Source organism: Shewanella sp. NFH-SH190041 (assembly GCF_024363255.1).
Lineage (GTDB): Bacteria > Pseudomonadota > Gammaproteobacteria > Enterobacterales > Shewanellaceae > Shewanella.
In genome coordinates this window covers 1326972-1347695 of sequence record NZ_AP026070.1, presented here as the reverse complement: position 1 = coordinate 1347695, position 20724 = coordinate 1326972, and the positions used below count along the sequence as shown (strand labels likewise).

The following is a 20724-nucleotide window of genomic DNA, read 5'->3' as shown; positions in this document are numbered from 1 at the left end:
TCGACTGAGTTTTGAATGTAAGCACATTCATTAATCACTGTCTTAAAAATTGGAGCCATTTCTTTGTACCGACCTTTTCCATATAGCGGTACATAAGCCCAATCTCGCCAGGTGTTAGCGTGCGATCTCTTGGTTCAAATCGGGCAATGCTTGCAGGCCTGACCAAGTCAGCAGGATTCTCAACTTTTTGGCCACGCTCAATCGCCCAGCGATACACCTGGAGTACAATCTCACGCGTATGTACAGCTGTGGCTGGTGCGCCTCGATCCACAATCGAGTCAGTCAGAGCTCTAAGATCTTCATGAGTGATCTCTGTGAGTTTCTGATTACCAAATTTTCCCTCCAGCTCTCGTGCATAGACAGACCGACGCATATCTCGTGTGGAGTCGGCCATCTGGTAGCCCCGTAGCCATTTTTGTGCCCATGCACCAAACGTCTCGGCCCCTTTCGTTCTGGCTTTCGCACGAGCCTTTTCTTTGGCAGGAGATTTCCCATCTACGACCATTCTCTTTGCTTCATGAAGACGTTCACGAGCTTCTGCTAAGGTAATTCCTCCAACGCCATATCTGCCAAACGTAATGGTTTCTTGTCTTCCATTGATTGAATAGTTGTATCGGAAAGAGACAGAGTCTGCTGCTGTAACGGCTACGTATAGGCCGTCACGGTCATTTACTTTATAAAGTTTATCTCTCGGTTTGAGATTGCGAAGCTTGGTATCGGTGAGCATGTTTCGGCCTATAGTTGTTCTTTGATACCATGCTGAAAAACCTATCAAAAACTAGAAATTAATCATTAATAAACAGATAGATATGAAAAGTTAATACCATGCACTACTAAAAATACTCAGCATGGTATCGGGCATAATCCATGGTATTACCGATAAATCATACCCATCAAAATACCACGGTCAAACCGTGCTCGGCGTTGCCAGACATTGCCAAATACTGCCAAGCTAAAAACAAAAAAAGTCCGCAATTACGCGGACTTAGGTGCTATGTATTGCCTGTTAGTGCCAGACACTTCCTAATGGAAGATTATTCCCATTCAATTGTTGCAGGTGGCTTACCTGAAATATCGTAAACAACACGGGAAATACCATCAATTTCATTGATGATACGGTTAGATACCCGGCCGAGGAAATCATAAGGCAGATGCGCCCAATGAGCCGTCATAAAGTCGATGGTTTCAACCGCGCGCAGCGACACAACCCAGTCATACTTACGGCCATCGCCCATCACGCCCACAGAGCGTACTGGCAGGAACACTGTAAATGCCTGAGAAACCTTGTGGTATAAGTCAGCCTTGTGCAACTCTTCAATAAAGATGGCATCGGCGCGGCGCAGCAAATCACAATACTCTTTTTTCACTTCGCCCAGCACGCGTACGCCCAAACCCGGTCCAGGAAATGGATGACGATACAACATGTCATATGGCAGACCCAGTTCTAAACCAATTTTACGTACTTCATCTTTAAACAGCTCGCGCAGCGGCTCAACCAGCCCCAGCTCCATATCGTCTGGCAGACCGCCAACATTATGGTGTGATTTAATCACATGGGCTTTACCCGTCGCAGAGCCCGCCGACTCGATCACATCAGGATAAATAGTCCCTTGTGCCAGCCACTTGGCATTAACTCGCTTGGAAGCTTCTTCATCAAAAATTTCCACAAAGACGCGGCCGATAATTTTACGCTTGGCCTCAGGATCATTTTCACCTTGCAGGGCATCCAAGAAACGATTTTCAGCATCTACATGCACAATATTCAGCCCGAAATGGTTACCGAACATGTCCATCACCTGCTCCGCTTCATTCAGGCGCAGCAGACCGTTATCCACAAACACACAAGTCAGTTTGTCGCCGATAGCACGGTGCAGCAACATGGCGGTGACGGAGGAATCCACCCCGCCGGACAGCCCTAGGATCACTTCCTGATCCCCTACCTGAGCCTTAATTCGGGCAACGGCATCTTCAATAATGGACGCAGGTTGCCACTTGGCATCACACTGACATACGTCCAGTACAAAATGCTCTAGCATGCGTTGGCCCTGACGGGTATGGGTCACTTCCGGATGGAACTGCACACCATAAAACCCTTTCTCTTCATTGGCCATGGCAGCAAATGGGCAGGTTTCAGTTTTGGCAACTTGCACAAAGCCTGCAGGAATTTCAGCCACTTTATCACCGTGACTCATCCACACATCCAGTAGCGGGTTGCCAGCTTCACTCAGCCCATCTTCAATGCAGCGCAGCAAAGCTGAGTCTGTTAACACTTCAACCTGGGCATAACCAAATTCACCTTCGCCCACACCTTTAATCACTTTACCACCCAGCTGTTCAGACATGGTCTGCATGCCGTAACAAATGCCCAGTACCGGCACACCAGCAGTAAAGACGTACTCTGGCGCGCGAGGAGAGTTTGCTTCAGTCACACTCTCAGGGCCACCGGCCAGAATAATACCGCTTGGGGCAAACTCACGGATCTGAGCTTCGCTCACATCCCAAGCCCACAGTTCGCAGTAAACGCCGATTTCACGGATCCGGCGGGCAATCAGCTGGGTGTACTGAGAGCCGAAATCTAGGATGAGTATCTTATGCTCATGAATATTGTTCATGGGGGAAACCTTCATCAAAAATAGTGTGTTATACCCACGCCATCGCTAAGTACAGGCAGGTATTTTTATTGCATTAGTTAAGAAAGGGGGCGACACATGGCCACCCCCAAATCTGTTATCCGCGGCTGCGGTAATTTGGCGCTTCTTTAGTAATAGTCACATCGTGAACATGGGACTCACCCATGCCAGCAGCAGTCACTTTCACAAACTCAGCCTTAGTATTCAGCTCATGGATAGTGGCACAACCGGTCAGACCCATACAGGAGCGCAGGCCGCCCATGTGCTGGTGAATGATCTCTTTCAGTTTGCCTTTGTAAGGTACGCGGCCTTCAATACCCTCAGGTACCAGTTTGTCGGCAGCGTTATCGCTTTGGAAATAACGGTCAGAAGAGCCCTGAGTCTGGGACATTGCCCCCAGTGAGCCCATACCACGGTAAGATTTGTAAGCACGTCCCTGATACAGCTCTACTTCACCAGGCGCTTCATCAGTACCGGCAAACATGGAGCCTGCCATAATACAAGCGGCACCTGCAGCCAGAGCTTTTGCCAAATCGCCTGAGTAGCGGATGCCACCATCAGCAATCACAGGAACATCCAGCGCCTGCAGCGCTTCAACTGCATCAGCGACAGCAGTAATTTGTGGCACACCCACACCGGTCACAATACGGGTAGTACAGATAGAGCCAGGGCCAATACCTACTTTCACGGCATTCACACCGGCATCCACCAGTGCCAAGGCACCTTCAGGAGTTGCCACATTACCGCCAACGATTTGCAGATCTGGGTACTTAGCGCGGGTTTCACGAATGCGCTGCAGTACACCTTCAGAATGACCGTGAGAAGAGTCAATCAGCAGCACGTCAACACCAGCTTTTACCAAGGCATCAACACGCTCTTCATTACCAGGACCGGCACCCACAGCGCCACCAACACGCAGACGACCAAACTCATCTTTACATGCATTAGGCTTACGCTCAGCCTTTTCAAAATCCTTAACTGTGATCAGTCCCTTCAGTTTGAAGTTATCATCAACAATCAGAATTTTTTCAATACGATTAGCGTGCATCAAGGTCTGCACTTCTTCGCGGGTCGCACCTTCGTTAACAGTGACCAGACGGGTTTTAGGCGTCATCACTTCTTCAACTTTTTTGCTCCAGTCAGTCACAAAACGCACATCACGACCGGTGATAATCCCCACCAGCTCATGGGCGGCGTTAATCACTGGATAACCCGCAAAACCATTTTTTGCGGTCAATTCACGCACCTGAGTCAAAGTGGTTTCTGGGGTAACGGTTACAGGCTGGGCAACAATGCCGGCCTCATAGCTTTTCACCAAGCGAACCTGTTCGGCTTGCTCTTCGATGCTCATATTCTTGTGAATAAAACCTAAGCCGCCTTCCTGTGCCATTGCAATGGCCAGACGCGCTTCAGTTACCGTATCCATGGCGGCAGAAACAAGGGGAATATTCAGCTCGATGGTTTTGGTCAGTCGAGTTTTCAGATTTGCGGTATTAGGGAGAACGGTAGAGTGGGCAGGGACGAGTAACACATCGTCAAAGGTAAGAGCTTCTTTTTTCAAACGTAACATAGCAACATTCCCCATATACATGGATTTTTTGAAGGTGAAATATTGCGGCGGGATTATACCTTGCACATTCGTGCTGGTAAATGGAAAATATAAAAAAATCTGCATTAGCCGGTAAATGCCATGCAAATCCCTAAAAATAATATCTATTCTGTATCAAAACTGAACGGTGAAGTCAGACAGCTACTTGAAGGAAATTTAAGCAGGATATGGCTTAGCGGTGAAATATCTAACTTTGCCGCCCCCGGCTCAGGCCATTGGTATCTCACCTTAAAAGACACACAATCACAAATTCGCTGTGCCATGTTCAAAGGCCGCAATCAAGCCGTCACCTTTCGCCCAACCAATGGCATGCAGGTGTTAGTACGTGGCAACATCAGTGTCTATGAACCCAGAGGTGACTATCAGCTATTAATCGATGCCATGCTGCCTGCCGGTGATGGTCTGCTCGCACAAGAGTTTGAAGCCCTGAAAATGAAACTCGCCGCTGAAGGGCTCTTTGCACTGGAAACAAAACGGCCACTGCCGGACAATATCCGCCGCATCGGGGTTATCACCTCCCCCACCGGCGCCGCCATTCGTGATGTATTGCATGTTTTAGCCCGGCGAGACCCCGCCCTAGAAGTGATAATTTATCCTTCTCAGGTACAAGGGACCGCTGCAACTGATAGCCTCATCCAAGCAATTACGCTAGCCAATCGCCGTTTAGAAGTGGATGTCTTGCTGCTAACCCGAGGCGGCGGCTCACTGGAAGATCTTTGGTGTTTTAACCATGAGTCTCTCGCCCATGCTATTTATAACAGTGCACTGCCAGTCGTCAGCGCGGTCGGCCACGAAGTTGATACCACCATTGCTGATTATGTTGCGGATCTGCGCGCCCCGACCCCATCGGCAGGCGCTGAGTTACTTTCCCGAGATAAAGCCGGCCGGTTGCAACAATTAACCGCACTAGAGGGACGACTCAAGCACAGCTGGGATCATTGCCAGCTAAAACTGCAACGCCGCCATACTCTGCTCGCGCATCGTCTTAGCCAGCAAGATCCAGTGCGAACCTTGGAGCAATTAGCCCAGCGATTTGACGAGATGCAACTAAAACTCAGTGCCGCTATGGCGCGGCAGCTGCATCAGGCGGCCAATAGACAAACTGCGCTTGCCGCCAGGCTGACTCAACAAACCCCAGCACATAAACTGGCTATGGCACAAAACCGGTTAGAATATTTAGCGGCGGGGCTGCATCAGGCACTGGATGATAAATTGAAACAAGCCCGCGGTGATTTAGGGCATTGTGCCCACCTGCTGGAAAATGTCAGCCCATTGGCAACATTAAGCCGGGGCTACAGTATCACCACAGATGATAAGGGTCGGGTTATCGATAACAGTGCTGAACTCAATAACGGCGATACCCTGCATACCCGACTGAAACAGGGCTCAGTGATATCGACCGTCATCAGCACTGAATAATCAAAGCGTTTTCAGTTCCCTCAGGTAGCGGTATACCGAATGAACCGAGATATCTAACCGGTTGGCCACTACCTGAGCACTGTCTTTCAGTTCAAACACCCCTAAATCAAATAGCTGGGTGACAATCTCACGGTTTTTCTTGGATGGCGCAATATCAGCATTGCGGCGCACTTCGGCGGCAATACCATCAATGCTAGAGTGCAGCGCTTCATCAACATTACGGGCAAACACTTCTGGCGGCTGCGTCAACTCAGCGGTGATCATATTATCCGGCAACATGCTGCGAAGCACATCCTGCAGCGGCGCATCCATATTGCAATTGATACACAAAAGCGCAATCGCCCGGTTTTGAGCGTTGCGGATCACCGTCGTTAAAGAACGCAGGGTTTTACCATTGGCGCATTTGGTCAGATAAGGGGCAGAGATATCCTGACCGGTTTTTAACTTCAGCATGGCCAGGTTGGTAATCGGAGCCCCAACCGTACGGCCCGTAATATGGCCATTGGCAATTTTAATCACTGATGGGTCTCGGGCATCTAAACTGTGCAGCACTACCTCGGTATGTTCACCGTACATGGCGGCAATCCCATCCACCACATTTTCCATGGCTTTTAAAATATCGAAATCGCTCTGACTCAGTTCCTGCAGTTTCACTTAACCTCCATTGTCTGCACCGGCAGTGGGACCGGTGCAGGAGTTGACCTAGGGTAAAAATAACAAGCTGATACGGTAAGTTATCAAGCCGACATAATATTGATAATGGTACTGTCGGTAGATGTCATACCATGGCTGACCATTTGGCCAATATTACGGATAGTCTGCTCCACATCCCGGGCAATAATGCCCTGATTGGAGACAGCATGACGATTAAGTGCCATCAAAAAGGACCGCACCGCCGCGCAGGATGACGTACTCACTTTCATGGCACAGGATGCTTTTGCCCCATCACACACCATGCCGGCACTGTCACTGAGCACATTTTGAATCGCAAAACAGGACTGTTCAAAACTCCCGCCTGCCAAATAGACCATGGCCATGGCGGCTGCGGCACTGGTCACTGTATTGCCACAAAATGCAGACAGTGGTGGGTAATAGGACTTGATATAAATTGCCCCCAAATGGCTCATAATCAGCGCGCGAGCAAGAGTTTCTTCATCACATTGATAACGCTGGGCCGTGATCACCACAGGAATAGTCGCGGCAATCCCCTGATTACCACTGCCAAAATTACTCATGGCCGGTAATGTCGCGCCCCCCATCCGAGCATCGGATGCCGCCGCGGTACACATAACAATCTTATTGAGCAAGTCCTCAGCTAACATGCCGTCATCAATGCTTTTTTTCATCGTGCGGCCCACTTCCAAACCATAAGCACGGGCCATGCCTTCATCGGATAAGCGGGTATTTAAATCAGATGCTTTGAGGATAAAACGGATACGCTCAAAGTCCACTTGCGTGGCAAAGTCATAAATAGATGCGATGCTGATATCCACCCCATCACAGATAGAACCCGTTGCGGCTTTTGCGTTAGGCTCAGCAGCAAATACCTGCTTTCCATCAAGCAGCTTTTCTACCACCAGAGTATGACCACCACTAATACGCACCACAGCCTCATGGCCTGCGCCGCGGGCGATCACACAGCAATAAATAAATTCATCAGTTTCTGTGCGACGTACCGTAACCTGCCCAGCATCGATCATCTGTTGTGCCCGAGCAACCTGCTCAGGGGAGATACTGGCCAACACTTCCAAGCCCGCATCACTGTCACCAGCCAAAGCGCCAGCCGCAGCCGCAATCGCTAAACCGACTTTTCCAGTGCCTGGCACATAGACGCCCATGGAGTTCTTATACAGGTTATCCGACACCAGCACTTCCAGTGATTCAGGCTCAGAGCCTAAGGTATCTGCGGCGACGGCTGAAGCATAGGCGGCGGCGATAGGTTCAGTGCAGCCCAGTGCAGGTTTTACAACTTGGTTAATGATATCAATATACTGCTGCCATTCTTGTTTCACGGGATTTAGCCTCTGTAGGGTACATAATGCCCCCTGTTCGGCCCGGGCTACAAAAAAGGTGAGTAACAAACAGGTCGCAGGGAGGAACACCACTATTGCCCGCGGCATCCTAGCGGGGCTGATGATAGCGGTAGATGGTTTACAGTCCTGTAAATAGTGGGGCCTGATATCAGGCCCCGGATGGTTGCCTGCAATTAGGCTTTGTGAGCAATCGCTTCAACTTCAATCAGCACGCCCATTGGCAGATCTTTCACGGCAAAGCAGCTACGGGCTGGGCAGTCGGTTTTGAAAAACTCTTTATACACTTCGTTAAACGCAGCAAAATCACCGATCTGTGACAGGAAGCAGGTGGTCTTCAGTACGGTATCCAGTGATGCGCCACCGGCTTCCAGTACATATTGCAGGTTCAGCAGAGACTGACGGGACTGCTCAGCGATACCGCCAGCCACTACGCCGCCTTTTTCACGACATACTGGTAATTGACCGGAAGTGAATACCAGATCACCAAAACTGGTACCGTGTGAATATGGGCCAATAGCTTCTGGTGCCTTAGCTGCATTGATTGTCTGTTTCATAATCGTCCTCTTTATGCAAATTTTTTTTCGTTTTACCGTATATCTATGTTCAACATTATTTGCATATCTAGTTTTTTTTGCAACTAAATTTTAATGTCAGTCTCGTTAAAATGCTGTTTATTTCCGCAAAACTCGCATTTATTGTACATTTGTGAGCCATCTCCCGCTATTTACATCTACAAAATGATTTTAATTGCAGCAATTTAAGTCCTCAAATATATTTGCAAAAAAATACAACGACTAACCCTAATTAATTATTTCGATAATAAAAAGGTTGATGCATGAAACCCGAAATAGCGACAACAGAATGGAGCGGTGTAACGCCCTCAGACAAATCGGCCTGGAAAGAAGCCACCCGCTTCGACAGTACCGACTGGGGCTGGATCATCATGAGTATTGGTATGGCCATCGGCGCCGGCATTGTGTTCCTGCCGGTACAGGTGGGATTAATGGGACTGTGGGTCTTCCTGCTGTCCGCTGTCATCGGCTACCCTGCCATGTATATGTTCCAGCGTCTGTTTATTAACACGCTGGCAGAATCTAAAAAGTGTCAGGATTACCCCAGCGTGATCTCTGGCTATCTCGGTAAAAACTGGGGGATCTTCCTCGGCTTACTGTACTTCGTGATGTTGGTGATCTGGGTATTTGTATACTCTACCGCCATCACCAATGACAGTGCTTCCTTCTTACAAAGCTTCGGCGTAACTAAAACGCTGCTGTCAGAAAACCCCTTCTACGGTTTGGTACTGATCTGTCTGCTAGTTGCCTTGGCATCACGTGGTGAAAACATCCTATTTAAGATTTCTACCCTGATGGTGCTGACCAAACTCGGGGTAGTTGCCTTGCTAGGGACAATGATGATTGATAAGTGGGATGCAGCCAATATTGGTACTATCCCAGCTACTGGTGATTGGATTAAAGATGCCATTGTTATGCTGCCATTTACCCTGACCTCAATTCTGTTTATTCAGAGTTTAAGTCCAATGGTGATTTCTTATCGCAGCCGGGAGAAATCCATTGAAGTGGCCCGCTTTAAAGCTATGCGTGCCATGAATATCGCCTTCGGTATCTTGTTTGTTGTGGTGTTCTTCTACGCCGTATCCTTTACGCTGGCGATGGGGCATGAGCAGGCGGTAAAAGCTTCTGAAGAGAATATCTCCGCCCTGGCCATGGTTGCCCAAGGCGTACCAGGTAATACACTGAAACTCCTCAGTCTGACCCTGAATATCTTCGCGGTAATGACGGCTTACTTCGGTGTCTATCTGGGCTTCCGTGAGGCTTGCCAAGGTATCACCATGAACGTATTACGTCGTTTCCTGCCGGAAAACCGTATTAATGCCAAGCTGGTAGGTTACGGCATTATGATCTTCACTATCCTGCTGTCTTGGAGTGCCATTGTACTGAACGCACCGGTACTGAGCTTCACCTCCATTTGTAGCCCGATTTTCGGTCTGGTTGGCTGTCTGATCCCTGCTTACCTGGTATACCGCGTACCTATGCTGCACAAATATAAAGGTGCAGGCCTGTATATTATTATCGCTACCGGTCTGCTGCTGTGTATCTCACCATTCCTAGCGTTTAGCTAAACGAGTTAGCGCACAGCAGTATCAACGGCTGATCTGTGCGACACATAAACAAAACCCCCAGAATAAACCGGGGGTTTTTATTTATGTCATATAAAATTTATGCCGCAGGTGTCATGCGATGATACAGCCACAACCCAGATGCTTTCATCAGATAACCAAATACAGCGCCCACAATGAGCGCCGGGATCACCGCCTGCCAATGACCATTAGCGGCAAAAGTGGCACAACAACCGATAAAGGTGCCGGGAATAAAACTCAGCCAAGCTTTTTTCGCTTGAACACACATCATGGTCGCCACAATACCAGTGACGATATATCCCAGTACTGCCATATGCCCCATGTCTGTCAGCTTAATGATCACCATGGCCCAAAATACCCCGGATAAGTTAGTACAGATACTGATCCCTAGTCCTTTAAGCCCTTCTATTGGTGAGGCAAAATATGTGGTGCAACCTAAAAATCCAGCCCAAGTCAGCAGCCCAAAAATCACAGACAGCCACCCCCAGATACCGGACAATAATCCGGTGGTCAGTGCAATTGCCAGCAGAACAGACATGTTTTCCCCATCAGTGTTAAAATTTGCCGCCAGTCTAACGAAATAATTTGGCTTGCCAAGTGAAATTCATACAAGGCTAATCAAGCGCATCAATTCATCCCCCTACTCATGGGAAAAACTCGCCCATTTCTTTAACGCCATGGCACAAAAAAGAGGCGTTAAGCCTCTTTTTAATCTTGGTATCACTTACGCAAAGCGCCGAGACTTATTCCCAAATTGCTTCGCGAAAATGTTTACGACAGACCGACTCGTAACTTTCATTACCACCAATAGCCACCTGCTCACCTTCTTTGATTGGCTTGCCATTACCATCCAAACGCAGCACCATGTTAGCCTTGCGACCACAATGACAAATGGTTTTTAATTCAACCAGTTTGTCAGCCCAAGCTAACAAGTATTGGCTGCCGGAAAATAGCTCTCCCTGAAAATCCGTCCGTAAACCGTAACAAAGTACCGGGATATCCATTTTATCCACTACATAAGCCAACTGCTTAACCTGCTCTTTGCTGAGGAATTGACACTCATCCACCAGCACACAATGTAGCGGCTGCTGAGCCTGCACATCAGTAATCAACCGGTTCAAATCATCGGCGGCAGAAAATACCTGGGCATCAGATTCTATACCGATACGGGAGGCGACTTTACCCACGCCATATCTGTCATCAATCGAAGCCGTCATTACCAGGGTATTCATACCCCGTTCACGATAGTTATAAGAAGACTGCAGTAAAGAGGTGGATTTACCGGCGTTCATCGCCGAATAATAAAAATAAAGTTGCGCCAAAATACACACCCAAAGCCCAATAATATGTCGCTATTCTACCACTGCCCTAAGGGGGATAACATTAGGTTTACCTATTAATAGCCAGATAAAAAAAGCGCAGCCAAAGCTGCGCTAACTATAACTGTAACTGTGCGGTCGTGACAGTTGAAACAAGCCGCCCAGTAACCGGATTAAGCCCGGGCTTTAATTTTTAAATACATCACACTGAGAACAAATAAAATACTGCAGGTAATCAAGCCCGCGGCAACGGACTCGGTATAGCCCATTACTGTGTAACCAACCAAGCTAATCACCGCCACAATCAAGGCATAAGGTAACTGAGTCATCACATGGTCAATATGGTGACAGCCTGCGCCAGTGGAAGACAAAATCGTAGTATCAGAAATGGGGGAACAGTGATCGCCAAATACTGCACCAGACAAGACAGATGCGAGCATTGGCAGCATCATAGCACTGTGGCTGCCCATCGCCATATCAGCAGCAATCGGCAACATAATGCCAAATGTTCCCCAGCTGGTACCGGTAGCAAATGCCGTTAAGCCCGCCAAAATAAACATCACCGCAGGCAATAAAGCAAAGGGGATATTGCCAGAAGCCAGTGATGCCATAAATTTACCGGTTTCCATCTGACCAATCACCGCAGCGATCGTCCACGCAAACAGCAAAATCCAAATGGCCGGTAACATGGATTTCGCTCCGGTAGTGATGGCTTTAATAATCATGCTGAGTTCAACCTGCTGCTTAATGACCAGCACCAAAGTAACGGCCAAACCAATCAGGGCACCAAAAAACAGTGATGAACTCACATCGGTGTTTTCAAACGCTTTAATGATATTGAACCCATGACCCGCTTCGGCTAGCGCCGCCGCGCCACTGGAAATCATAAAATAGACAGTGGCCACCACCAAGGTGCCAATAGGCAGGAATAATCCCAGAATTTTACCGGTTTCAGCTTCAGGTAATTCTGCGCTAGCTCCAGGCGGATTTCCTTTTGACTCATCCCACAATTCTCCGCGCTGAGCATTTAATTCATGGGTGCGCATCGAGCCAACATCCAGACCAAATAACGCCACGCAAATCAGTAACAGCAACGCAAAAATGGCATAGAAGTTCATCGGGATCATTTCCAGAAACACACTTAAGTGCCCCTGATCAGAAAACCCATGGGTCGCTAAAATACCGCCAATCAGCGCAATAATATAAGCACCCCAACTAGAAACCGGAGAAATAACACAAACAGGCGCCGCAGTAGAATCAAGCAAATAAGCTAACTTTGCCCGTGAAATATAATAGCGATCAGTCAATGGGCGAGAAATGCTACCAACAACTAATGAATTAAAATAATCATCGATAAAAACAACACAGCCCAAGAAAATAGTCAGAATTTTCGCATCACGCTTATTACGGATATGCTGTCTTGCCCATTCAGCAAAGGCCCTGGCTGAGCCGCTCACAGTGATGAGCGCTGTGATAATTCCTAATAAAATCAAGAAGCCAAGGATATATAAATTCCAAGTATTTGCCGCACCCTCTTTCCAGAATAAATGTTCAACTTTGACAGATAAATAACTGGCAGTATGGGTAATAGAGAAATCAGTTAGCAATAAACTGCCAACTAAAATACCAAGACCAAGCGACAACAATACTCTTCGGGTAAATACCGCAAGCACAATAGCTACCACAGGTGGCAGCAAAGATAGAGCCGAATCGGCGTAACTTATAACGGTCATATTATTATATTTTCTTCGTGTTGAAATACGAATGGAGGCCGACTGAACTGGTGGGAATAAGAAGCCGCCGCGCAAGAATTGCACGGGGTTTATGAACACCTGTCCTATCAGTAGCGCTCCATAGCAACTGTTTCCCATCATCCTGACGGAGAATACTATGGCAGTGCTGCCCCTATTCGGAAACAGCCCCAGCAAAGGGTCTTGATCAACGCCTTACTTCGGCACCAAATCCTTTCCCGCCCCTCATTGGCATCACCCCAGGGAACGATACTGATATTTGATGCTCCTCTACTTCTAAGAACGCCTTTTCTAAGGCGTGTGTAACATCAAATCACAAGCGGCCGGGAAATAGCTAACCCCAAAACCGCTTATCGTGACCTAGTTCACAGATTTTATCAAGCCAGTCAGGGCAGGCACTGCATCAAATAGGTCAATGGTCAGACCATAATCAGCAACCTGAAAGATTGGTGCATCGGGATCTTTATTAATTGCAACAATCACTTTTGCATCTTTCATGCCAGCTAAATGTTGAATAGCACCTGAAATACCCACGGCGATATAAAGATCGGGCGCAACAATTTTTCCCGTCTGCCCAACCTGCAGATCATTAGGCACAAATCCAGCATCGACAGCAGCCCGAGACGCCCCAACCGCAGCCCCTAATTTATCTGCCAAGGTTTCAAGTAGTGCAAAATTTTCCCCACTACCCATTCCGCGGCCACCGGATACCACAATAGCGGCACTGCCTAACTCAGGCCGTTCAGATACCGTCAAAGTTTGGGAAACTAATTCGGTTTTAGCAGGATAAACGGTTTCTAACGATACAATTTCGGCTTGCCCTGTGCGACCTACCGCATCAAAGACACTACTGCGCACCGTAATGACTTTAATAGCATCTAAGCTTTTCACTTTTGCCAGTGCATTTCCGGCATAAATAGGTCGGACAAAGGTGTCAAAATCATCAATGGCGACAACATCTGAAAGCTGCGCGACATCCAATAACGCTGCGACGCGAGGAAGAATATCTTTGCCCTGACTACCCGCGCCAGCCAAGATATGAGTGTAATCAGTGCTGATATCCACTATCAGTTTGGCCATATTTTCAGCCAGTTGTGCGCCATATGCCGGGTTATCCGCTAATAGCACCCGAGTTACACCATCAAGGGTTGCAGCCTCAGTTGCTACTGACTGGCAGTCATTACCAGCCACTAGAATATGAATATCATCCCCAAGTTGTTTAGCTGCAGTGATAACCTTGGCGGTATCAGGTTTCAGTTGCTGGTTATCGTGCTCCGCAATGATTAATACTGTCATTTAAATCACCTTTGCTTCGTGCTCAAGTTTATCCACCAATGCAGCAACAGAATCCAACATAATCCCGGCCTGCCGTTCTGCCGGAGGCGTCACTGTCAATATTTCAATATGGGACTTCAAGGTGACACCCAGTTCATCCGGGCTAACCACAGTTAACGGTTTGCGTTTGGATTTCATGATATCGGGCAGTTTGGCATAACGGGGCTCATTCAAGCGAAGATCAGCTGTCACAACCGCAGGCAGAGGCATCTTAAGGGTCTGCAACCCACCATCAATTTCCCGTTGGGCAGTTAAGGTATCACCATAAACTAAGAGATTGGATGCAAACGTCGCTTGGGGTGCATCCATCAGTGCCGCCAACATCTGTCCGGTCTGATTGTTATCACCATCGATTGATTGTTTGCCAAGAATGACTAACCCAGCCTGTTCGCTATCCCAAACTGCTTTGATTAATTTCGCGATAGATAAAGGCACTAAATTAGCAGCGGCCTCGACCAGAATTGCTCGGTCAGCACCAAGAGCCAATGCTGTACGTAATTGCTCTTGAGCCGCTTTATCGCCCACAGTCACAACCACTACTTCAGAAGCAATCCCCGCCTCTTTCAGTCGAACCGCTTCCTCTACTGCTATTTCACAAAAAGGGTTCAATGCCATTTTTAAATTCGCAGTATCCACATCAGAATGATCGGATTTAGCTCGAACTTTGACATTGGCATCAACAACTCGTTTCACCGGCACCAATATTTTCATGTGCATTTCCTACTATGTGATTCAGGCAAAACGCCCGATAACGCGGGCGTCAAGTCACGAGAATGTTACTTACTGTTAACGTTTACGTCAACTAGAACCAAGATTTCTCCGGTTATATTATTCCTAAATTATCCCGGTGAAAATCAACCGTCATAATAATGCGTTTAAATATGCTCAGTGCCATTGGCATAAAAATGAACAAATTTTGTATTCAGGGAACTTTTTGACACAAAAAAAATATTAATATTTGTAAAAAATAGCCTCTGAAGAGAATTTTTTATTTGCTTCAATGGATATTAGTTTCTATTATTTATCCAGACGTATATCGTAAGATTGTTTTAAATTAACTTGGAACGAAAATAGTTATGAGCGAATTCCTCGAAGTATTGACTCACGCCCGTCGTTTTAAAGCGGCTGTAAAAGAACTGTCTCTGGAAGAACTGCGTGATTTAGCAGCGAAGCTGGAAAAAATCATTGAAGAGCGTGAAGCTGTAGTTGAAGAAGAAGAGGCTGTTATGGCCGAGCGTATTGCTAAAATCGAAGAAATTCGTAAGCAAATGGCTGAAGTAGGTTTATCACTGGATGATTTAGGTGTTGCTGGTGCTGCAAAAGCAGCTCCTAAAAAGCGCGCTCCTCGTCCAGCTAAATATCAAATTGAAGTTAATGGTGAAACTGTTACTTGGACTGGTCAAGGCCGTATGCCAAAAGTATTCAAGCATGAATTGGATCAAGGCCGTTCAATGGACGATTTCCTGATCTAATAGCTGAAACCACTTTCGTTTCAAAAAAAGCCCATAGTTAATATCTATGGGCTTTTTCTTTTTAAATATACAAGTCACAGTTTTAACTTGGTTTTTACATTTTATTTGATTAATATTTAGGCATATTAAAGGCCGTGAAAACAGTGCACTCTATATGCTTAATCCCTTAATATCCTCGCTATCACCTGCGTTCTGCTTTATTTGTTCATCCGTGATGGCTTCCGAACCACTCCAGCGCGATACCCATCCCGATACTGCAATAGCAATCACAGGTGCAACATTAGTTGTTGCCCCAGGAAAAGAAATTCACAATGCGGGGTTATTAATTCAGGGAAACAAGATTAAAGCTATTCTGGATAAAGAAAAACTGCCTAGCTCAGCCAAAGTAATCAATCTAAATGGCTACACCTTATACCCAGGTTTTATAGATCCTTTTACTGACTATGGTATCAAGTTTACCGCAGAAGAATTTACCGTAGAGAAACCCGTTTATGAATATCCTCGTACCGGAGCAAAAGCTAAAAACACTGCCATACATGCGGAAAAAATTGGGTTAATTTCGCAAACAAAGATAACAAAACAGCAAAAAAATGGTTATCAAATGGCTTTACCTCGGTACAAAGTAGTAGGCTCAATGGCATATTTCGAGGTCGAGGTGTTACATTATCATTAGCCGATTTACCATCGAATCAAATCATATACAAAAGTCACACTCAGCATTTTATCTCATTCCATAAAGGCGATTCTGTTATGGAATATCCCCGCTCTTTGATGGGCAGTATGGCATTAATCAGACAAACGATTGCAGATGTCCGTTGGTATCAAAGCAATAAAAATAAAAAAAACTTTAACTTAGTGTCAGAAAAACCTGTGATGGATCAAGCGCTGACTAACTTAATCAATCCCAATCAGCACTATTTATTCGCCACAGATAATCTTAATGATCAATTAAGGGCAGGACATTTACTAAATGAATTGCAATTATCGGGAGCACTCTTAGGTAACGGTAGAGAATATGCCAGAATATCTGAACTAAAAAAATTGCAACATCCTGTTATTATTCCTTTAAATTACCCTAAAGCACCCAATGTCAGTGATTCAGCCAATGAAAATGCCCTTTCTTTGGCCAAAATGAGACATTGGGAGCGCGCGCCAGGCAACGCTGCCAGTCTATCTGCTGCAGGGATACCTTTTGCATTAACACTGCATGATATTGACGCAAAGCAATTTATTCCCCGGTTACGCCAGGCCATTTCCCATGGTTTAGCCAAAGATACGGCCCTAGCGGCACTCACGACAGAAGCGGCAAAAATTGCTGGCATTAGTGATATAGCAGGCCAACTTAAACCCGGCATGATGGCAGATTTTATCGTGGTAAAAGGCGATATTTTTACCAATGGTCAAATTCACCAAGTATGGCTTCAAGGTAATCAACACGAACTGATCCCGTCTGTCATCACCAATAAAACCGGCATTACCAACTTATGCTTCCTAACGGGAAAGCTGTGTTTCTCCGTTTGGAAACCAATAAACAGCGTAGCGAAATCAGCTCGACACTCACATTCCACAATACCGACACTCAAACGCCGCAGTCACCAAGGCCTATTAAGGTCACATAGCAAACTGTTAGTGGCGATAAATTCAGTTTCAGTGCCCCATTAGCAACACCAGCTTATCCCGGGATAAGCCGCTTTACACTCTGGTTTGATCATCACAATCACAGCTTACATGGTCAGATGATCACAAGTCATGGCACTAAAGCAGGCATTACCGCTAAACGGCTCTCCCACAGTGCCCATAAAAACATCCCTGACACCCCAACCAAAATATCAAACTTTGAACCTGTATATGCTGGACGCCTTACCCAGCCTAACGTGGCCTTTGGCCGCCAGTCTCTACCCATGCAGCAACAACTACATATCCGTAATGCCACCGTCTGGACTAGCAGTACGAAAGGAATTCTGCCCAATACGGATGTCATTATTGAACAAGGAAAAATTACGCAAATAGGCCAGCAACTCAGAACCCCGACCGGCTTTGTACAAATTGATGCCAAGGGGCAACACCTCACCCCAGGTTTCATTGACGAGCATAGCCATATCGCAATCAATGGTGGCGTTAATGAAGGCTCTGATGCCATCAGTGCCGAAGTGAAAATCGGCGATGTGATTAACCCAGATGATATCGCCATTTACCGCTCATTAGCGGGCGGCGTGACCACAGCGCAATTACTGCATGGCAGTGCGAACCCTATCGGGGGACAAGCACAGCTAATCAAACTACGTTGGGGAGAAAACGCCTCCGGGCTCAAATTTGCCAACGCACCGGGGACAATCAAATTTGCCCTAGGTGAAAATGTCAAACAGAGTAATTGGGGAGATAAATACACTCGGCGCTTTCCACAAACCCGAATGGGTGTTGAAGCCACCTTCCGCCATGCCTTTACCCAAGCTCAGGACTATCTTCAGCGCTGGCAAACATACCAAACGCTGTCCCCACAACAGCAACAATTCCAGGCTAGCCCTAAACTGAATTACCGGCTACAGGCACTGGGCGAAATCTTGCAGAACCAGCGCGATATCCATATTCACTCATACGTGCAATCTGAAATTTTGATGTTTTTAAAACTGGCGCAATCATTCAATATCCAAGTCAGTACCTTCACCCATGTACTGGAAGGCTATAAGGTAGCGCAAGAGTTGGCCGCCCATGGGGCTGGCGCATCGACCTTTTCAGATTGGTGGGCTTACAAATTTGAAGTATACGATGCCATTCCACAAAACACCTGCCTCATGCAGCGACATGGCGTGCTCACCAGCATCAACTCTGATGATGACGAAATGCAGCGGCGCCTAAATCAGGAAGCCGCAAAATCCATGATGTATTGTGATATGTCGCCGCAAGATGCATTGGCGATGATCACTATCAATCCGGCCAAGCAACTGGGTATCGAGGCGCAGGTTGGCTCTATCGAAATCGGCAAACAAGCGGACTTAGTGCTGTGGGATCAATCTCCCCTGTCGGTTTATAGCAAAACCCTCTCTGTCTGGGTCGATGGCCGGCAGTATTTTGATCGCAAGGCAAACCAACAAGAAACAATGGCTCTGATAAAAGAACGGCAAGCACTGATCCAAAAAATCCTGGCCAGCCCGCAAAACCGCCGAGATGGAGAAACAGATAACCGACCAACAGAGCCTCGTTGGCAATGTGATACCCATTATGATGCTTGGCATTAATGACTGGAGACACCCGCAATGACCCGATTACTCTGCCAACTCTTTCTATTGCTTATATCCCCGGTGGCCCTGGCACACGACATGATCCCTGCGCCTGCGCAACAACAGGCTATTTTATTGAAAAATGCTACTGTGCACACAGTAATCGCAGGGACGAAATTCGACACCGACGTGTTGCTCATTAACGGAGTAATAGATCAGGTCGGCCGCAATTTGCAGCACCGCAATGCCATCGTCCATGATTTAAGCGGCAAACAGCTCTATCCTGGTTTAATTGCACTGAATACCACATTGGGGCTGAACGAAATTGAAATGGTGCGCGCAACAGTAGATAAAGCAGAAACCGGGCGGCATAATCCAGACCTCGTTGCAGCAACGGCCTTCAATCCAGACTCTGAGCTTATTCCAACCGTGAGAGTTAATGGCATCAGCCATGCGCAAATCACCCCGAGGGGAAAAGGACTGACCGGACAATCCATTTTAGTGAATCTCGATAGCTGGACTATTGATGATGCCATTGTGGCAACACCAACCGCCTTGCATTTAGTCTGGCCCGATAATCCGAAACCTCATCGGCATAAGACGGAGAAAAAGGCGGTTGCGAGTCAACAGCAGCAAGTGGATGACATTATCCAGACCTTTATCCAAGCCAGACATTTCAATCAAGCGGGTAAAATAACAGCCACCGAGCCGCAAACTTTACGCTGGCAAGCGATGGCGGGGTTATTTGATGGCAGCGCTAAACTCTTTATCCACGCCGATAGTAAGCAGCAATTAGAGCAGATTATTCAGTTTGCTAAACAGTTTGAACTCGGCCCGGTGATCGTCGGTGGCTATGACGCTTGGCAAATGGCAGCAGCGCTCAAGCGTATCAAGGCCACAATTATCTATCCCCATGTATTTAGCCTGCCACGACGGGATGATGAACCGATTGATTTGCCCTTTTCTATCCCGGCAAAACTGGCCGCAGCCAAGCTTCCGTTTGCCCTCGCCCAACCAGAAGATTGGAACAGTCGCAATTTGCCTTTTACCGGTGGGCAAAGTATCGCTTATGGCCTGAGTTATCAAGCGGCGCTCAAGGCCCTTACCTTAACCCCGGCGCAATTACTTGGCATCAATGACATGGGAGCCATCGCCCCGGGTTATCGGGCATCTTTAGTAGTCAGTGAAGGAGATTTGTTCGATCCGTTAACCAACAGGGTCACAGCCTTGTTTATCGATGGCCGGCAAGTGGATTTGAATAATCGCCACAGACAGCTTTATCAAAAGTACCTGAAGCGATAGAATTTCAAACACAATTATCTTCAGCGGCGCAATTTGTTTTGCGCCGTGTTCAATGTAAGACCGGTGCTTATGAATGCTTTTCCTCTAAAAGTCGGGAGCCTTATCCTGACAATGTTGCTTAGCAGCATGTTATCCGGCTGCGCCAGTCACTACAGTGTCAATACCAATCTTAACCTTGACAATGTGGCCGATTACTTTAAAGCAGGCCAAGTACTGCTAGTACAAAAAAATCAGGACCCACCACGACCTTTTAATCCACTGGGGTTGGTTGATGGCGAATCTTGCCAAGTCTATGCAGATAATCCACCAGCCTCACTGAGTGACGCCCGAACCCGTTTACGACTCGCTGCCGCCAACAAAGGCGGTAATGCTGTTATCTTAAATAACTGCGTGACTTATCAAGATCCTGAGGGTGGCTGTCTGACCCGTGCCGTCTGCATTGGCCAAGCCATCGTCATGCAAGCTAATTAATACCAAT

The 20724-nt window shown here is 47.2% G+C and carries 18 protein-coding genes, 1 pseudogene and 1 riboswitch; of the genes and pseudogenes, 8 read left to right on the top strand and 11 right to left on the bottom strand.

Annotated features, from left to right (window positions below; all coding sequences use genetic code 11):
* Positions 1 to 64: 64 nt before the first annotated feature.
* From NFHSH190041_RS05955 to guaB, 3 genes and pseudogenes are all read right to left on the bottom strand, one after another.
* Positions 65 to 727: pseudogene (locus NFHSH190041_RS05955) on the bottom strand (tyrosine-type recombinase/integrase); the annotation flags it as partial.
* 307 nt (positions 728 to 1034) lie between these two features.
* Positions 1035 to 2612, bottom strand: coding sequence for a glutamine-hydrolyzing GMP synthase (gene guaA, locus NFHSH190041_RS05950; RefSeq protein ID WP_261924357.1), 1578 nt, complete (start codon positions 2610 to 2612; stop codon positions 1035 to 1037).
* 115 nt (positions 2613 to 2727) lie between these two features.
* Positions 2728 to 4200, bottom strand: coding sequence for an IMP dehydrogenase (gene guaB, locus NFHSH190041_RS05945; RefSeq protein WP_261924356.1), 1473 nt, complete (start codon positions 4198 to 4200; stop codon positions 2728 to 2730).
* A gap of 120 nt (positions 4201 to 4320) precedes the next feature.
* Here guaB and xseA point away from each other — a divergent pair, with 120 nt between their 5' ends.
* Positions 4321 to 5658, top strand: a complete 1338-nt coding sequence (xseA, locus tag NFHSH190041_RS05940; protein ID WP_261924355.1) for an exodeoxyribonuclease VII large subunit — start codon at positions 4321 to 4323, stop codon at positions 5656 to 5658.
* Here xseA and NFHSH190041_RS05935 read toward each other — a convergent pair whose 3' ends face one another.
* The 3 genes from NFHSH190041_RS05935 to NFHSH190041_RS05925 form a co-directional block, all read right to left on the bottom strand.
* Positions 5659 to 6312 (bottom strand): transcriptional regulator, encoded by a 654-nt coding sequence (locus NFHSH190041_RS05935; protein WP_261924354.1) that lies wholly within the window; start codon positions 6310 to 6312, stop codon positions 5659 to 5661.
* Between the two features lie 83 nt (positions 6313 to 6395).
* A complete protein-coding gene (locus NFHSH190041_RS05930) occupies positions 6396 to 7670 on the bottom strand; it encodes a serine dehydratase subunit alpha family protein (protein WP_261924353.1) in 1275 nt (424 codons plus the stop codon).
* A 194-nt stretch (positions 7671 to 7864) separates the two neighbouring features.
* A complete protein-coding gene (locus tag NFHSH190041_RS05925) occupies positions 7865 to 8245 on the bottom strand; it encodes a Rid family detoxifying hydrolase (RefSeq protein WP_261924352.1) in 381 nt (126 codons plus the stop codon).
* A 281-nt stretch (positions 8246 to 8526) separates the two neighbouring features.
* On the opposite strand from NFHSH190041_RS05925, the gene NFHSH190041_RS05920 reads away from it, so the two are divergent.
* Positions 8527 to 9831, top strand: a complete 1305-nt coding sequence (locus tag NFHSH190041_RS05920) for an amino acid permease (protein ID WP_261924351.1) — start codon at positions 8527 to 8529, stop codon at positions 9829 to 9831.
* Between the two features lie 97 nt (positions 9832 to 9928).
* On the opposite strand, the gene NFHSH190041_RS05915 is transcribed toward NFHSH190041_RS05920, so the two are convergent.
* From NFHSH190041_RS05915 to NFHSH190041_RS05895, 5 genes are all read right to left on the bottom strand, one after another.
* Positions 9929 to 10387 carry a DUF1097 domain-containing protein gene (locus tag NFHSH190041_RS05915; RefSeq protein WP_261924350.1) on the bottom strand — a complete coding sequence of 153 codons (459 nt, stop codon included), beginning with the start codon at positions 10385 to 10387 and terminating at the stop codon, positions 9929 to 9931.
* Positions 10388 to 10592: 205 nt separating this feature from the next.
* Entirely contained in the window at positions 10593 to 11171 is a 579-nt protein-coding gene (locus NFHSH190041_RS05910) for a thymidine kinase (RefSeq protein ID WP_261924349.1), read from the bottom strand.
* A gap of 170 nt (positions 11172 to 11341) precedes the next feature.
* The gene (locus NFHSH190041_RS05905) at positions 11342 to 12901 is read right to left on the bottom strand and encodes a Na+/H+ antiporter NhaC family protein (RefSeq protein WP_261924348.1); all 1560 of its coding nucleotides are present in this window, start codon (positions 12899 to 12901) and stop codon (positions 11342 to 11344) included.
* Positions 12902 to 13004: 103 nt separating this feature from the next.
* Positions 13005 to 13200, bottom strand: a riboswitch (Lysine riboswitch).
* Positions 13201 to 13279: 79 nt separating this feature from the next.
* Positions 13280 to 14215 (bottom strand): electron transfer flavoprotein subunit alpha/FixB family protein, encoded by a 936-nt coding sequence (locus NFHSH190041_RS05900; RefSeq protein WP_261924347.1) that lies wholly within the window; start codon positions 14213 to 14215, stop codon positions 13280 to 13282.
* The gene (locus tag NFHSH190041_RS05895) at positions 14216 to 14965 is read right to left on the bottom strand and encodes an electron transfer flavoprotein subunit beta/FixA family protein (protein ID WP_261924346.1); all 750 of its coding nucleotides are present in this window, start codon (positions 14963 to 14965) and stop codon (positions 14216 to 14218) included. It lies immediately after the preceding gene.
* A gap of 365 nt (positions 14966 to 15330) precedes the next feature.
* Here NFHSH190041_RS05895 and NFHSH190041_RS05890 point away from each other — a divergent pair, with 365 nt between their 5' ends.
* The 6 genes from NFHSH190041_RS05890 to rcsF all read left to right on the top strand — a co-directional run bounded on the left by NFHSH190041_RS05890 (position 15331) and on the right by rcsF (position 20717).
* Positions 15331 to 15726 carry an H-NS family nucleoid-associated regulatory protein gene (locus NFHSH190041_RS05890; protein WP_261924345.1) on the top strand — a complete coding sequence of 132 codons (396 nt, stop codon included), beginning with the start codon at positions 15331 to 15333 and terminating at the stop codon, positions 15724 to 15726.
* Positions 15727 to 15937: 211 nt separating this feature from the next.
* A complete protein-coding gene (locus NFHSH190041_RS05885; protein WP_261924344.1) occupies positions 15938 to 16399 on the top strand; it encodes a hypothetical protein in 462 nt (153 codons plus the stop codon).
* 98 nt (positions 16400 to 16497) lie between these two features.
* The gene (locus tag NFHSH190041_RS05880) at positions 16498 to 17388 is read left to right on the top strand and encodes an amidohydrolase family protein (RefSeq protein ID WP_261924343.1); all 891 of its coding nucleotides are present in this window, start codon (positions 16498 to 16500) and stop codon (positions 17386 to 17388) included.
* Positions 17389 to 17462: 74 nt separating this feature from the next.
* The gene (locus NFHSH190041_RS05875) at positions 17463 to 18962 is read left to right on the top strand and encodes an amidohydrolase (RefSeq protein ID WP_261924342.1); all 1500 of its coding nucleotides are present in this window, start codon (positions 17463 to 17465) and stop codon (positions 18960 to 18962) included.
* 18 nt (positions 18963 to 18980) lie between these two features.
* Positions 18981 to 20246: an amidohydrolase family protein gene (locus tag NFHSH190041_RS05870; protein ID WP_261924341.1), complete on the top strand. Its 1266-nt coding sequence runs from the start codon at positions 18981 to 18983 to the stop codon at positions 20244 to 20246.
* Between the two features lie 111 nt (positions 20247 to 20357).
* The gene (gene rcsF, locus NFHSH190041_RS05865) at positions 20358 to 20717 is read left to right on the top strand and encodes an Rcs stress response system protein RcsF (RefSeq protein ID WP_261924340.1); all 360 of its coding nucleotides are present in this window, start codon (positions 20358 to 20360) and stop codon (positions 20715 to 20717) included.
* Positions 20718 to 20724: the final 7 nt, after the last annotated feature.

Excerpts from the sequence above, each read along its gene's own strand:
- NFHSH190041_RS05925 (WP_261924352.1), bottom strand. The coding sequence starts at position 8,245 with ATGAAACAGACAATCAATGCAGCTAAGGCACCAGAAGCTATTGGCCCA.
- guaA (WP_261924357.1), bottom strand. The coding sequence starts at position 2,612 with ATGAACAATATTCATGAGCATAAGATACTCATCCTAGATTTCGGCTCT.
- NFHSH190041_RS05895 (WP_261924346.1), bottom strand. The coding sequence starts at position 14,965 with ATGAAAATATTGGTGCCGGTGAAACGAGTTGTTGATGCCAATGTCAAA.
- NFHSH190041_RS05870 (WP_261924341.1), top strand. The coding sequence starts at position 18,981 with ATGACCCGATTACTCTGCCAACTCTTTCTATTGCTTATATCCCCGGTG.
- guaB (WP_261924356.1), bottom strand. The coding sequence starts at position 4,200 with ATGTTACGTTTGAAAAAAGAAGCTCTTACCTTTGACGATGTGTTACTC.
- NFHSH190041_RS05920 (WP_261924351.1), top strand. The coding sequence starts at position 8,527 with ATGAAACCCGAAATAGCGACAACAGAATGGAGCGGTGTAACGCCCTCA.
- NFHSH190041_RS05900 (WP_261924347.1), bottom strand. The coding sequence starts at position 14,215 with ATGACAGTATTAATCATTGCGGAGCACGATAACCAGCAACTGAAACCT.
- NFHSH190041_RS05905 (WP_261924348.1), bottom strand. The coding sequence starts at position 12,901 with ATGACCGTTATAAGTTACGCCGATTCGGCTCTATCTTTGCTGCCACCT.
- rcsF (WP_261924340.1), top strand. The coding sequence starts at position 20,358 with ATGTTGCTTAGCAGCATGTTATCCGGCTGCGCCAGTCACTACAGTGTC.
- NFHSH190041_RS05915 (WP_261924350.1), bottom strand. The coding sequence starts at position 10,387 with ATGTCTGTTCTGCTGGCAATTGCACTGACCACCGGATTATTGTCCGGT.
- NFHSH190041_RS05880 (WP_261924343.1), top strand. The coding sequence starts at position 16,498 with ATGGGCAGTATGGCATTAATCAGACAAACGATTGCAGATGTCCGTTGG.
- NFHSH190041_RS05890 (WP_261924345.1), top strand. The coding sequence starts at position 15,331 with ATGAGCGAATTCCTCGAAGTATTGACTCACGCCCGTCGTTTTAAAGCG.
- xseA (WP_261924355.1), top strand. The coding sequence starts at position 4,321 with ATGCAAATCCCTAAAAATAATATCTATTCTGTATCAAAACTGAACGGT.
- NFHSH190041_RS05875 (WP_261924342.1), top strand. The coding sequence starts at position 17,463 with ATGATCACAAGTCATGGCACTAAAGCAGGCATTACCGCTAAACGGCTC.